At 63.1% G+C, this 13568-nt stretch carries 16 protein-coding genes; 4 read left to right on the top strand and 12 right to left on the bottom strand.

The window, feature by feature from the left end; genetic code table 11:
• Nucleotides 1-21: 21 nt before the first annotated feature.
• Nucleotides 22-828, bottom strand: a complete 807-nt coding sequence (locus ABD059_RS00265) for a carbon-nitrogen hydrolase family protein (RefSeq protein ID WP_343877003.1) — start codon at nt 826-828, stop codon at nt 22-24.
• A gap of 72 nt (nt 829-900) precedes the next feature.
• Between ABD059_RS00265 and ABD059_RS00260 the strand changes: the two genes are divergently transcribed.
• Entirely contained in the window at nt 901-1395 is a 495-nt protein-coding gene (locus ABD059_RS00260) for a DUF427 domain-containing protein (RefSeq protein WP_343877001.1), read from the top strand.
• 141 nt (nt 1396-1536) lie between these two features.
• Nucleotides 1537-2313 (top strand): SurA N-terminal domain-containing protein, encoded by a 777-nt coding sequence (locus ABD059_RS00255; protein ID WP_343877000.1) that lies wholly within the window; start codon nt 1537-1539, stop codon nt 2311-2313.
• Between the two features lie 17 nt (nt 2314-2330).
• On the opposite strand, the gene ABD059_RS00250 is transcribed toward ABD059_RS00255, so the two are convergent.
• From ABD059_RS00250 to ABD059_RS00215, 8 genes are all read right to left on the bottom strand, one after another.
• Nucleotides 2331-4109, bottom strand: a complete 1779-nt coding sequence (locus ABD059_RS00250) for a sensor domain-containing protein (protein WP_343876999.1) — start codon at nt 4107-4109, stop codon at nt 2331-2333.
• Between the two features lie 146 nt (nt 4110-4255).
• Nucleotides 4256-4522 (bottom strand): DUF3253 domain-containing protein, encoded by a 267-nt coding sequence (locus ABD059_RS00245; RefSeq protein WP_343876998.1) that lies wholly within the window; start codon nt 4520-4522, stop codon nt 4256-4258.
• Nucleotides 4523-4530: 8 nt separating this feature from the next.
• Nucleotides 4531-5817: an adenylosuccinate synthase gene (locus tag ABD059_RS00240; protein ID WP_343876997.1), complete on the bottom strand. Its 1287-nt coding sequence runs from the start codon at nt 5815-5817 to the stop codon at nt 4531-4533.
• 170 nt (nt 5818-5987) lie between these two features.
• The gene (locus tag ABD059_RS00235) at nt 5988-6443 is read right to left on the bottom strand and encodes an RrF2 family transcriptional regulator (protein WP_343876996.1); all 456 of its coding nucleotides are present in this window, start codon (nt 6441-6443) and stop codon (nt 5988-5990) included.
• Nucleotides 6444-6549: 106 nt separating this feature from the next.
• Nucleotides 6550-7296 (bottom strand): ABC transporter permease, encoded by a 747-nt coding sequence (locus ABD059_RS00230; RefSeq protein ID WP_343876994.1) that lies wholly within the window; start codon nt 7294-7296, stop codon nt 6550-6552.
• A gap of 107 nt (nt 7297-7403) precedes the next feature.
• Entirely contained in the window at nt 7404-8081 is a 678-nt protein-coding gene (locus tag ABD059_RS00225) for an ABC transporter ATP-binding protein (RefSeq protein ID WP_343876992.1), read from the bottom strand.
• Between the two features lie 80 nt (nt 8082-8161).
• Complete coding sequence (locus ABD059_RS00220; RefSeq protein ID WP_343876991.1) at nt 8162-9211, bottom strand: ABC transporter substrate-binding protein; 1050 nt, start codon at nt 9209-9211, stop codon at nt 8162-8164.
• Between the two features lie 194 nt (nt 9212-9405).
• On the bottom strand, nt 9406-9798 hold the full coding sequence (locus tag ABD059_RS00215) for a DoxX family protein (RefSeq protein WP_343876990.1): 393 nt from the start codon (nt 9796-9798) through the stop codon (nt 9406-9408).
• A gap of 47 nt (nt 9799-9845) precedes the next feature.
• On the opposite strand from ABD059_RS00215, the gene ABD059_RS00210 reads away from it, so the two are divergent.
• The gene (locus tag ABD059_RS00210) at nt 9846-10448 is read left to right on the top strand and encodes a hypothetical protein (RefSeq protein ID WP_343876988.1); all 603 of its coding nucleotides are present in this window, start codon (nt 9846-9848) and stop codon (nt 10446-10448) included.
• A gap of 11 nt (nt 10449-10459) precedes the next feature.
• Here ABD059_RS00210 and ABD059_RS00205 read toward each other — a convergent pair whose 3' ends face one another.
• The 3 genes from ABD059_RS00205 to ABD059_RS00195 form a co-directional block, all read right to left on the bottom strand.
• Nucleotides 10460-10879: a DUF3151 domain-containing protein gene (locus tag ABD059_RS00205; protein WP_343876987.1), complete on the bottom strand. Its 420-nt coding sequence runs from the start codon at nt 10877-10879 to the stop codon at nt 10460-10462.
• 1 nt (nt 10880) lies between these two features.
• Entirely contained in the window at nt 10881-11900 is a 1020-nt protein-coding gene (gene fbaA / locus ABD059_RS00200; RefSeq protein ID WP_343876986.1) for a class II fructose-bisphosphate aldolase, read from the bottom strand.
• A 189-nt stretch (nt 11901-12089) separates the two neighbouring features.
• Nucleotides 12090-12725, bottom strand: coding sequence for a TrmH family RNA methyltransferase (locus tag ABD059_RS00195; protein ID WP_343876984.1), 636 nt, complete (start codon nt 12723-12725; stop codon nt 12090-12092).
• 63 nt (nt 12726-12788) lie between these two features.
• Here ABD059_RS00195 and ABD059_RS00190 point away from each other — a divergent pair, with 63 nt between their 5' ends.
• Nucleotides 12789-13568, top strand: a complete 780-nt coding sequence (locus ABD059_RS00190; protein ID WP_343876982.1) for an HAD-IIA family hydrolase — start codon at nt 12789-12791, stop codon at nt 13566-13568.

Raw genomic sequence — 13568 nt, 5'->3', positions numbered from 1 at the left:
TCGCCGGTAGGTCGGGAGGCGCTAGTGAGACTCGACGATTTCCTCATTGCGCGCGAATCGGCGGTTCTTCAGCACGGGCAGGAACTCGCGGACGTCGGCGATCCGACGGCGTGACACGTTGGTGGTGACCACTCCCTCTTCCTCGTCGGTGAGGGAGACCTGCGGTATTCCCATCGGATCGAGGATCGCCGAATGACCGATGGTGTGCCCGCTTGAGGTGCCGGCCGCCGCGATCCAGACGGTGTTCTCGATAGCTCGGGCCTTCAGCAGCGTTTCCCAGTGATCCACCTTGTGATCGCCCTTGAACCACGCGGCTGGCACCAGGATCAGATCCGCTCCGCGGTCGGCGAGGGCCCGCGCCTGTTCCGGGAAGCGGATGTCGTAGCAGGTCAGAAGCCCCACCGACAGGTCACCGATCGTGACCACCTTGATGCCGCCGTCGCCGGGTTTGATCCGGGTGGACTCCTGATAGCTGAACGCGTCGTAGAGGTGAAGCTTGCGGTAGGTGTCAACAATTTTGCCGGTGGCATCCACCAGGACCAGCGTGTTGTAGGGACGGTCTTCGCCGCTTCCCTCGTACCCGCCGGCCACAATAGCGATGCCGAGCTCGACGGCGATGAAGGAGAGCTGCTGCACAAAGGTCGACCAGTTTTCGTCGACGGCAGCCGCAAGCGAACCCTCCACTTTACCGATGGAAAACATGGATTCCTCGGGAAAGACGATCAGCTCGGATCCGTCGGACCGCGCCTGTTCGGCAAGGCCACGCATGGTCTTGAGGTTGTCCGGGACGCTACCGCCCGGTCGGAACTGCCCAACGCTGATCTTCATTGTCGCCGCTTTCAGTCATGAAATAGGTGCCCTCACAGCCTACCGAATGCCTGCACGTCTTATGGTTGGGTTATGACACTGCAACCTATCGTCCCCGGCCCTGGCCAGGAATCCGTGTGGGACTACCCAAGGCCCCCGCGGCTGGAAACCACCGTCGAGCGGGTGCTGATCGAGTTCGGCGGTGTGGTGATCGCCGACAGCACCAATTCGGTCCGGGTCCTGGAAACCAGCCATCCGCCGGTGTACTACGTGCCGTTCGACGACTTCATCGCGGGCGCCCTGGCTCCGGCGGAGGGCTCGTCATTGTGCGAGTACAAGGGGATGGCTGCGTATTACGACGTCGTCAGCGGGCAGCGCCGTGCGCCGCGCGCCGGGTGGACCTACCCAACACCCACCCCCGGCTTCGAGGCGTTGCAGACCCGGGTAGCGATCTATCCGGGAGCAATGGACCGCTGTCTTATTGACGGTGAAGTGGTCAAGGCGCAGGAGGGCGACTTCTACGGCGGCTGGATCACCAGCCGCATTGTCGGGCCTTTCAAAGGCGCGCCCGGCACCTGGGGCTGGTAGTCCGGGCCCGGTCCCAACAGTGCGGTCCCAACAGTGCGACCCCCGACAGTGCGACCCCACCAACGAACGGTGACGCCCAGCTAACGCTCATAGAGAGCTGATACCTTCGCAGGTTGGTTATCTATCTGGCAGGAGAATATTGTGCGGAAAAAGTTGTTACTGAGTATTGCCTTGGCCGGAATTGTCTCGGTGGTGTCGGCATGCGGCACCCCCGAAGACGGCAGCGAGTCGGGATCCGAGACGTCGCAGGCCCCCGCCAGTGAGAGTGGCGCGCCCGAAGCGGCCCCCGAGATCGCCGACGCCGATCTGGAAGGCGTGCCCGACGTCGTGGCTCTGGTCAACGGCACCGAAATTCTCAAGGCGGACTTCGAGTCCGTCTACACCGCCCAGTACGAGACATCAGTAATGCAGTCACAGATGTCCGGGGAAGCCGTCGACCAGGATGAGCTCAAAACCCAGACCATCGAGGGAATGATCAGCACGGAGCTGCTGGTCCAGGAGGCCAGCGAACGAGGGATCGAGGCAAGCGAGGAAGCAACGACCGCGGCACTCGATGAGCTCGTAGCAGCCAACAGCCTTGGTTCCGCCGAGGAGTTCTACACAGCACTCGCTGAGCAGGGCATGGACGAGGCGACAGTCAACGACCAACTCGCCACTCAGGTCCAGGTGGAACAGCTCATTCAGGAAGAGGCCGGGGACTCCGCGCCCTCCGAGGAGGAGCTCACCACCGCCTACGACGAGGCAGTGGCCCAGCAGGAAGAGCAGAACGCCCAGAGCGGCGAAGAGACCGAGGTGCCTCCGTTCGAGGAGGCACGACCAGCGCTCGAAGAGCAGCTCCAGACCCAGAAGGAATCCGCCGCAGCGGAGTCCCTGCTATCCAGCCTCCGCGAGGACGCTGACGTTACGATCAACCTGTAAGGCAGCTGGTGCCGCAGCTACAGGGCTGCGGCACCTGACGCGGTCGGCGTCCGATCAGGGGATTCCATCGCAAACCATGACGCCAGTTCGTCGGCTGGAAGCGGCCGGGCGTAGTGGTACCCCTGGGCCAGGTCGCAGTCGAGCCCGATCAGGGCCTCACGCTGCTCCTCGGTTTCGACGCCCTCGGCTACCGCTTTAATCCCGACGGCGTGTGCCAGCTGGACGCAGCTGGCAACGATCGCTGAGTCCCCACTGTTGATGCCGAGACCGGACACAAACGAGCGGTCGATTTTCAGTTCGTCAACAGGGAACTGCCGCAGATAGGTCAGGCTGGAATAGCCGGTCCCAAAATCGTCGACCGCCAGCCCCACACCGAGGGCCTTCAACGCCCCCAGCGCCTTCAGTGCCGCTTCCGGGCCGATCATCAGCGACGTCTCGGTAATCTCGAGTGTCAGCAGCGACGGGTTGAACCCGTGCCGCGCCAACACTGAGCCAACCCTCCGGGGCAGCTCAGGGTCGGCGAGCTGGCGGGTTGAAAGATTCACTGCCATCTCTACGGGCCCACGGTCAGGCTGTGCGGCCGCCCATCTCACCGCCTGAGCCACTGCCTCGTCGAGCACCCAGGCGCCGAGCTCGCGGATCAGTCCAGATTCCTCAGCCAACTCGATGAAGTCCGACGGCGGCAACAGGCCGCGGGTGGGGTGCTCCCACCGCACCAGCGCCTCTACCCCGGTAAGGTTGCCGCTGCGAAGGTTCACCCGGGGCTGGTAATACACGCGCAGCTCCCCGCCGGCGATGGCTCGCCGCAGCTCCCCCAGCAGTTGCAACCTATCCACCGCGGGATCCGACTGGGACGAATCGTGCAGTTCCCACGTGTTCCGTCCGCTGGCCTTCGCCTGGTACATCGCGATGTCGGCTCGGCGCAGCAGCCGTTCAGGAGTGTCGCCGGCTTCGACGAGCGCCACCCCAATGCTGGCACCGACCACCACTTCAAGCCCCTCGATCACAATTGGTGGTTTGAGCGCCTCCAGGAGGCGATCGGCTACCCGGCCGACCTCGGCTGCATCGGTGACGGTTTCGACGACGACGAACTCATCGCCGGAAAGCCTGGCTACCCGATGCGGTTCCCGACCCGCGTCCTGCAGGCGTCGTGCCACCGAGGTCAGCAGGTCATCGCCGGCCGCGTGGCCCAGACTGTCGTTGACCGCCTTGAAGTGATCAAGGTCCACGAACAGCACCACACCGTGGGCACCGTCAGCGGGGGAGCCGGGGAGAACATTGCCCAGCTCCTGGATCAGACCCGCCCGATTCAGCAACCCGGTCAGGGCATCATGCAGGGCAAAGTGTTGCAGTCCAGCCTCCGCGGCGGCCCGGCGAGCCTCCGACTCCTCCGCCCGACGTCGCGCATCCAGCAGACCCTTTTCGTAGCGCAGACGCTGATGAGCACCGAAGATCCCCACCCGCACCATGGCCGGCCGATGGTCCGACGCCGGTACCCGGTTCGCTGACAGGAGGGCCGCCCGGCGGGCACCGTCCTTGCCGATCACTTCAAGCGCTAGCTCAGAGACGGTTCCGATCGAGTTCAGTTGAGGGACGCAATGCATGCTGTAAAGGAACTGGTCCCCCTCGGGCAACAGCGCATGGAGTGGGGTGTCCAACAGTTCCGGTCGGGAGTAACCTGCCCAGGAGAGGAAGGTTTCGTTCACTTCCGTGATGATGCCGAGGTCGTCGGTCAGCAGGTACCCGCAGGGGGCATGCTGGAACAGCGCCTGATAGTCCAGCCCGGTGGCGCTCACGGCGTACGCCGGTGCGCGGGAAAGGCTCGCTCAGAAAACGCCGTCGGCGCCATTTCTGCCCCTCAAAAGTTGTGGGCGACGACCTGGATTCGGTGGTCGTCTGCTCCTCACTGAACTGTCGGCGGGACGGACCGAAATGTAAGCGTTCAGGCGCGAGGGCGACGAATCCGGATTGGCCCCTTGATGGTGGACGGATCGATGACCGCTCCGCCCTGCGTAATCTCCACCTCGCCGGCAGCAACGAGGCGCCGGGCGGCGTCGCGGGATGCCTCCATCAGATCCCGCCACTGCCCGTCGGATACTGCGCGGGCAGCCTCCGACGGGCAGATCGTCGCCTCGGGTGCCCGCTCGTCGAGGAGCCGCCGGATGGCATCCTCAAGCAGCCGACCGGTGTCGTCGCCAGCGGCGCCCAACAGGTTCCCTAACCGATCAGGTCATTGATGACGATGGTCTGGTCCCGGTCAGGGCCCACGCCGATAGCCGAGAACCGGGCACCTGACATCTTCTCGAGCGCCCGAACGTACACCTGCGCGTTGTCCGGCAGGTCATCGATGGTGCGGGCCGTGGTGATGTCCTCGGTCCAGCCCTCGAAGTACTCGAAGATCGGCTTCGCGTGGTGGAAGTCGGTCTGGGTCATCGGCATCTCGTCGTGCCGGACGCCGTCGACGTCGTACGCCACGCACACCGGAATTCGCTCGATCCCGGTGAGCACGTCAAGCTTCGTCACGAAGTAGTCGGTGAAGCCGTTTACGCGGGCCGCGTGGCGGGCCAGGACGGCGTCGTACCAGCCACACCGGCGCGGGCGCCCGGTGTTGACACCGAACTCGCCGCCCTTCTTCTGCAGGTACATGCCCATGTCATCGAAGAGTTCGGTGGGGAACGGACCGGCGCCAACACGCGTGGTGTAGGCCTTGATGATGCCCACCGCCCGGCTGATCCGGGTGGGACCGATGCCCGAACCGACTGACGCGCCACCGGCCGTGGGGTTCGACGACGTCACGAACGGGTAGGTGCCGTGATCCACGTCGAGGAACGTGGCCTGGCCGCCCTCCATCAGGACTACCTTGCCGGCGTCGAGCGCTTCATTGAGCACAAAGGTGGAGTCGATGACCAGTGGGCGGAGGCGCTCGGCGAAGCCGAGGAAGTAGTCCACCACTTCCTCCACCTCCACGTCGCGGCGGTTGTACACCTTGACCAGGAGTTCGTTTTTCTGCGCGAGGGAGCCTTCAACCTTCTGACGCAGGATCGACTCGTCGAAGACGTCCTGGACCCGGATCCCCAGCCGGGCCACCTTGTCCATGTAGGCGGGGCCAATGCCGCGCCCGGTGGTGCCGATCGCCCGCTTGCCAAGGAACCGTTCGGTGACCTTGTCGAGGACCTGGTGGTACGGAGCGACCAGATGGGCGTTAGCCGAGATGCGCAACTTGGACGTGTCAGCGCCGCGCGCCTCAAGCCCCTCGATCTCCTCGAAGAGCGCCTCAAGGTTGATGACGCAGCCGTTCCCGATGATGGGGATTGCGTTGGGGCTCAGGATGCCTGCGGGCAGCAGTTTCAGCTCGTATTTTTCACCGCCGACGACGACGGTGTGCCCCGCGTTGTTCCCGCCGTTCGGCTTGACGACGTAGTCAACCCGTCCGCCGAGCAGGTCGGTTGCTTTGCCTTTACCTTCGTCGCCCCACTGGGCTCCGACAATAACGATCGCTGGCATGGGATCCTCCCCCATCGTTGCGGCAGCACCCGCACAACACGCGATGCCGCCAGAAGTGCATGAGAATGCCCCAAGACCTGCGAGTGCGTGAGCGCAAGAGATCTGGGGCTCTTACCAGCCAAGTTTAGCGGACGAGCGATGCCCGTCGTGCTGCCGGGCAAGACTGAGTCTCACCTGCGCTCCCAGGCGCCCGGGATCGCCAACAAATCCCGCACTGCACTCGGGAGTGTCTTCCTCTCGATATCTTGAATACTCGTGTTTTCTAGGACCTGGCGCAGGCTGACTCGAACGGCGATCCAGACCTGGCGGAGCGTTTCGCTGGATTCGGGATAGCCCACATCCTCGGGGCTCTCCCCCCGCACCCCCGCTAACGGACCGTCGACAGCCCGGAGTACATCGGCCACTGAGATCTCGTCCGCTGATCGCGCCAACACGTAGCCACCACCCGAACCCCGCTTGGACACCAGCAAACCCGAGCGGCTGAGCTGGCCCAATATTGCTTCAAGAAACTTGGCGGGAATGTCCTGCTCTTCGGCGATCCGGTCACGGGTTGTCACAGCACCCTCACTGCGGGCAATCTCGATCACGGCGCGCAGCGCGTAATCGGCACGAGAGGTGACCTGCATTGATGGACCTTCCATTGGGGGCACAAAGCTCCTTCAGAGTACCTTCGAGCAGGGCGTCACCCCACCCGGCGTCTCTGGCAGACGGTCCTCCCGTGGATCGCGCCTGCTAGGCCGCGAGAGTCAGTCCTCTCTTCCTACGAACCCGTTTCGAAATACTGTTGAACCCACCATCGACAAGCATGCCCAACGCCAAAATGATGATCATTATGGCCATCAGACCTGCAGTATCCGCGAACTCGCGGTAGAACTGCAGCTCCACCCCTAGAGACGGCCTGGAGGCGATGATCACCAGCAATTCGCCCGCCATCAGAGACCGCCAGGCGAAGGCCCATCCCTGCTTTAGCCCCGACAAATAGGCAGGCAAGGCCGCGGGCACCACGATGTAGCGATACATCACGAAGCCGCGCGCACCCAATGCCGTCGCGGTTCTCAACAGGGCGGTAGGTACATCGTCAATACCGGAGATGATTCCGTTGGCGATCGACGGGGCCGCGCCGAGAATGACCACGAAAAGAATTGCCTGCTCGGACAGACCGAAAATGAGGATGGCGAACGGAAACCATGCGATCGACGGCATCGTCTGCAACCCGGTGATTAGCGAGCCGATCGCTGCCCGCAGGATTCGCGAGCGCGACACGAGTAGGCCGATCACTGTGCCAATCGTCACCGCAATCGCAAACCCTGCGGCGGCCCTCAACAGGGTAGTGCCCAGAGCCGTCCAAAATTTGGCCGTGGTGAGCATTTCGCCCACACGTTGGATGACAACCCCAGGATCCGGTAGGACATAGGGTGGCCGCCAACCCGACAGGTAAATACCCTGCCAGGTTGCCAGCACAATCAGGATGGCCAGCATAGGCGGCCAGCTATTCCGGATCGCCCCTCCACCGCGGGCAAGAAGAGTCGTTCGACGCGATGCAGCTGCGGTCCGGTCCCCTGGCGTCTGATTCTCCGTTCGGTTCATCAGGAGATCCCATTCTGCAGACGTCGATGAAGCTCCGCTGCCCGGGACGAGACATCTGGATGGTCCATCAATCGGGGGCGAGGTAGCTCGATGAGGAGCTCAGAGTCGATGCGCCCCGGATTGGGGGCCATCACGATGACCCGGTCTCCCAGGCGCGCAGACTCACGCACGTTGTGCGTGACAAAGATGACAGTCAATCCTCGTTCGGCCCAGATTCGCTCCGTCTCATCGTGCATTGCGTCCCGGGTGATGGCGTCGAGGGCGCCAAACGGTTCATCCATCAGTAGGATGCTGCAATCCTGGGCCAGAGTTCGGGCCAGAGCCACTCGTTGCCGCATCCCACCGGAGAGTTCATGGGGACGTAGAGAGGCAGCACCAGGTAGTCGAACCGTGGACAGGAGGTCGTCCACCCGGTCGTTGAACTCGGATTTCGGCACACCCGACAGACGCAGCGCCAACTCAATATTTCCCCGCACCGTGAGCCACGGGAAGAGATTGGCATCCTGGAACATCATTCCGATCCGGCGTCCGCCCAGTTCGATGGTCCCTCGAGTGGGACCGTCCAATCCCGCAACGAGGTTGAGAAGGGTTGATTTCCCGCAGCCCGATTGTCCAAGCAGGCACAGGAATTCTCCTTGTCGGATATCCAGATCCACGCTGTCCAGCGCAATCCGCAAACTTCCTCGTCCAGCGAACTCTTTGCCAACCCCACGGAGTCTCACTGCTAACCCGGTATCCGTATCTTGCAGCACCTCGTTCATGGTGATGCAACCGGTTCTAGGTTGCGGCTCTCCAACACCCGATTCAGCGGTCCCAGATCATAGATACCGTCGAGGTCAACCTCATTCAAGAGACCTACCGCCACCGCGTGTTCGGCTCCGGTGAATAGCGTGTCAGGAAGGGGATCGTAGAGAAAATCGACGTTCTCCCACGCCTCGACCAGGTACTCGTCATTGATGCTTTGGCCCGTAATAGCATCCATCTTCGTGTTGAAGACGCTCCTCGCCTCGTCCGGGGACTTCGCGATGAAGTCCAAGGAGTCAAGATGCCCCTCGATCACCGCTTCAACCGTATCCGGATGGTCCTCCAGGAACTCAGCACGCACAATGACATTTGCCACGATAAAAGCGCCATTCGGCCACAACTCTCGTTCATCCACAAGCACCTGCCCGCCCCCTTCCTCGACAAGTCGGGTCAACCAAGGTTCCGGCACCCACGCGCCGTCGATTTGGCCGCTGTTGAAGGCCTGAAGGGCTGCCGCGTTTTCCTGAGGCATGATGCTCACATCACCGCCACCTTCCGTATCCGCACTGAGGCCTTCCCCGGCCAGCCACGTCCTCAGTGCCACATCCTGTGTGTTCCCCAGTTGGGGGGTCGCCAGGGTGCTTCCTTTGAGCTCCGAGACGCTCTCGATGCCGGGCCGTACAACCAGCGCCGCTCCGCCGGAGGCGACTCCCGCCACTACCCGAAGCGCCTCCCCGCCGCTTTGTGCATAACCATTGATTGTCGGATTCGGTCCAATAACTGCCATGTCAATTGCCCCAGAAAAGAGCGCTTCAATAGTTGAAGGGCCCGCGTTGAAGGTCGACACCTCCAGATTGGTTGCCCCCAGATGCTCGGCATAAAACCCCTTCGCATCCGCTATCAACGCCGGGGCATGAGTGAGGTTGGGGAAATACCCCAACCGGACACTGTCTGGCCCGGCGCCGGCCACACTGGAGGTGGACTGCAACCCGGAGCAACCAGTGAGCAGGAGAATGACCGGTATCGCTATTGCCTTGCGCGCCCACGAAGCGTTCTGTTTCATTGCTCTCCTTCGAGCTCCGGGAAATCCTAGTAATCAAGTAGGTTATGCCTGATTAATAAAATTGACTAGGGGTTGAATCAACCAATTTCCGAGCTGGTGAGTTGGTGAGCAATCGCGTGCCTACTGGTCGGGGCACGATCGGCAAGCACCGCCGTCGGGCGCTACTTACTGCAAGCGCGGGTGCAGGGCGTCATTTACTGCACGCGCGGGTGTTCTCTTCTGCCCATGTTGCCCAGGAGATGGCTCCGCCCCTGCCAGGCCAGCACCAGGGCACCACCGCCCAACAGCACGTTCGTCCACACGTACCCCACGTCACCGTTGACGATGTTCGTCACCGCGGCGCCGATCATGACAAGAACGAGAAGCACAGCCCCAAGACTGCGCACCCTGGGAACGAATAGGGCCGCGCTCCCGATGAATTCACCAGCAGCGGTCAGGTAGACAGTCCAGCCGGGAAGCCCGGATTCCTGGAACGGGAGCAGCGCGGCGGGGTCCCCCATGACCTTCTCGATCCCGGCCCGGACAAAGAAGAAGGCAAGCACCGCGGCCAGGGCCACCCACACCAGTTCCATCCGGTTCGTCTGCATAGGCCCATGATGCCACCTCGGGCAGACCGGGAGGGGAGAATGGGTTCATGGATCGATTTGTTGGCAACATTGCGGGAATTGGGACCGCCGCCGGAACCCGGTTGGTCGTTGGCCTGTGGGGAGATTCGCCGTTGGGAGCATTCACCGATGTCATGGTGGAGGACGACGACGGGCAGCGCACCCTTCTGGCGCCGAACCAGGCCGTCGCGGACTACGTCAGCGCGACCTACACGTTCGATCAGATTCAGGTGGTGGACGTAGTTTCCACACTCGACGATCATCGGCTGACCTTGTCAGCGGGACCGCTTGAACTCACCGCCGGGATCGGTGGTGTGACAGGGCTCGGTCGGCTGCTCGGCCTCGTTCCCGGCCGGGTAGCAACTTCACCGCGCTGGCTCAGCCTGATCAACCCGGTGGCTGGCCTGGTGATGCCTGGGGTGCACACGGCGGGTTCCGCTGGCAACGGCCGCACCGAGTATTACGGGGTGACGACGGCGGTGAACATCACCACAGCGTCGGTGCGCTGGCACGGCAAAGACCAGGGAGCCCTCGCCCGGCTCTCCCCACCGGTGCGGTTCGGCTTCAGCTCAGCCCCAGCCGCCCCGATGCTGGTCACCGTAGTGACCAGCATCAAGCGGCCGTCGGCCTAGCCTTCTCGCCTTCAGCCGCCGAGCTGCCTGCTGGCTTCCGGATCGGATTCGCCGAGGAACTTTGCAATGCGCTCCGCCTCATCGATCTCACCGATAGACGCGGCGGCCCTGCCCAGCGCGTACAGCGACCGCAGGAACCCGCGGTTGGGTTCATGCGAGTACGGGACGGGGCCGGTGCCACGCCAGCCGTTCCGGCGGAGGGCATCGAGGCCTCGGTGGTACCCGGTCCGGGCGTACGCATAGGACTCGATAGTGCGCCCCTCGTCGTACGCCTCGTCGGCGAGGATAGCCCACACCAGCGAGGACGTCGGGTACTTGGCGGCAAGGTCTACCGCCTCGTCGCCGGCGTCGAGCCGGGCGCCCAGGTCGGTCTCCTCAGGCAGCAGGGTGGGCTCGGGGCCCAGAAGGTTGCGGCGGAATTCATCCGACATCCTAGAGCTTCTTCCCGGCGGACCCCAGTGATGCGGCGGCCTCGACCACGCGGGCTGCAAGACCGGCCTCGGCCGCAGCGCCCCACACCCGTGGGTCATAGACCTTCTTGTTGCCCACCTCGTTGTCGACCTTCAGCACGCCGTCGTAGTTCTTCAGCATGTGGTCAACCACCGGACGGGTGAACGCGTACTGCGTATCGGTATCGATGTTCATCTTGATCACGCCGTAGGAGACGGCGTCGGAGATTTCCTGAGCCGACGAGCCGGACCCACCGTGGAACACCAGGTCGAAGGGCTTGTCCTTCCCCAGCTTGGCACCGATCTGGTCCTGGATGTCCTTGAGGATCTCGGGGCGAAGCTTCACACCGCCTGGCTTGTACACGCCGTGGACATTGCCGAAGGTCAGGGCGGTCAGGTAACGGCCATGCTCGCCGGAGCCCAGAGCCTCGACCGTGGCCAGCGCGTCTTCGACCGTGGTGTAGAGCTTGTCGTTGATGGCGTTCTCCACGCCGTCCTCTTCGCCGCCGACGGTGCCGATCTCCACTTCGAGGATGATCTTGGCTGCCGCCGCGCGGGGCAGGATGTCCTTGGCGATCCGCAGGTTCTCTTCAAGGGTTTCGGCTGAGCCGTCCCACATGTGGGACTGGAAGATGGGATTGCCGCCGCGCTTGACGGCCTCTTCCGATGCAGCGAGGAGGGGCAGGACGAATGAGTCCAGCTTGTCCTTGGGGCAGTGGTCGGTGTGCAGCGCAATATTCACGTCATACTTCTTGGCAACCTCATGGGCGAACGCCGCGAAGCCCAGGGAACCCACCACCATGTCCTTGACCGACGCGCCGGACCAGTAGGCCGCACCGCCAGTGGAGACCTGAACGATGCCGTCGGATCCGGCCTCAGCAAACCCACGCATCGCAGCGTTGAGGGTCTGGGAGGAGGTCACGTTCACGGCCGGATACGCGAAGCCCCCAGCCTTGGCACGGTCGATCATTTCTGAATAGATCTCAGGTGTTGCGATAGGCATAAGGACTCCTTTGTGGAATGCGTATTAGACAGGCGGGATGGGTAACGGACCGCTCATTCCATCCTATTCGACTGCTCGTTCGGCAGAAACGGCCCCGAGGATCAGGTTTGCCGCTTGCAATCGGCCATCCTGACGGCGGGGGCCGTTTCTGACCCCGCCGCAGGTCAAAACGGCCCTCACCTCGTCAGGCTAGACGCCCTGACCAAACACGTGCCGGCGCACCCACCCGTGCATTGCGATTGCCGCAGCAGCCGACGCGTTGATGGACCTCGTTGACCCGAACTGGGCGATGGACAGGGTGGCATCAGCTGCGGCATGGACTTCCGGGGTCAGCCCCGGTCCCTCCTGACCGAAAACCAGCACACAGTTCTCCGGCAACTCGTAGGTTTCCAGCGGCACCGAGTCCGGGAAGTTGTCGATCCCAATGATCCGGAGTCCCTCCCCGCTGGCCCAGGTGACAAATTCCTCGACGCTCGGGTGGTGCCGGACGTGCTGGTAGCGGTCGGTGACCATGGCACCCCGACGGTTCCACCGCCGTCGTCCGATGATGTGGACTTCCTTGGCCATGAAGGCGTTGGCTGTGCGCACCACGGAACCGATGTTCAGGTCGTGCTGCCAGTTCTCGATCGCCACGTGGAAGTTGTGGCGGCGGGAGTCGAGGTCGGCGACGATCGCATCGTGGGTCCAGTAGCGATACTGGTCGACGACGTTGCGGGTGTCCCCAGCAGCAAGGAGTTCGGCATCCCAGTGCTCTCCCTCTGGAAGTTGCCCCTCCCAGGGGCCCACGCCGACCGGGACCAGCGGAATTTCGGGATTTTCTTTCACGCTCCCAGCCTAAGGTGAAAGACTGGGGTACTAGAGCACCGCCGGACGGCAGGGAGATATCACATGCGTGAGAACGAACATATCGAGTGCTGGCTGACGGACATGGACGGCGTCCTGGTGCATGAGAACCAGGCGATCCCGGGCGCAGCGGAGCTGATTGACCGCTGGGTAACCACGTCCAAGCGGTTCCTGGTGCTGACCAACAACTCGATCTACACTCCGCGGGACCTGGCGGCGCGGCTCAAGGCCTCGGGCCTGGAAATTCCCGAAGAGAACCTGTGGACCTCGGCCCTCGCCACGGCCCAGTTCCTTAAAGAGCAGCTGCCGGGCGGTCGCGCCTACGTCATCGGGGAGGCCGGATTGACGACGGCGTTGCACAACGCCGGTTTTGTGCTCACCGATCAGCACCCCGACTACGTGGTGCTGGGTGAAACCCGCACCTACTCGTTCGAGGCCATCACCAAGGCAATCCGGTTGGTGGAAGGCGGAGCACGGTTCATCGCGACCAACCCGGATGTAACCGGGCCCTCCAAGGAAGGACCGCTTCCTGCCACGGGGGCGGTCGCGGCCCTGATCACCGCTGCCACCAGCCGTGTTCCCTACATTGTGGGTAAACCCAATCCCATGATGTTCCGCTCGGCCATGAACCAGATCGACGCCCACTCCGAAACCACCGCGATGATCGGCGACCGGATGGACACCGACATCATTGCGGGGATGGAGGCGGGGCTGCACACGGTGCTGGTGCTCAGCGGCATCACCCAGCGCGCCGACATCGACGCCTACCCATTCCGGCCCGCCCAGATCATAGAGTCGGTGGCCGACCTGATCGAGCAGGTCTAG

The organism is Arthrobacter flavus (assembly GCF_039526005.1).
In the GTDB taxonomy this organism is placed as follows: domain Bacteria; phylum Actinomycetota; class Actinomycetes; order Actinomycetales; family Micrococcaceae; genus Arthrobacter_D; species Arthrobacter_D flavus.
This window is presented reverse-complemented; position numbering and strand designations above follow the sequence as displayed.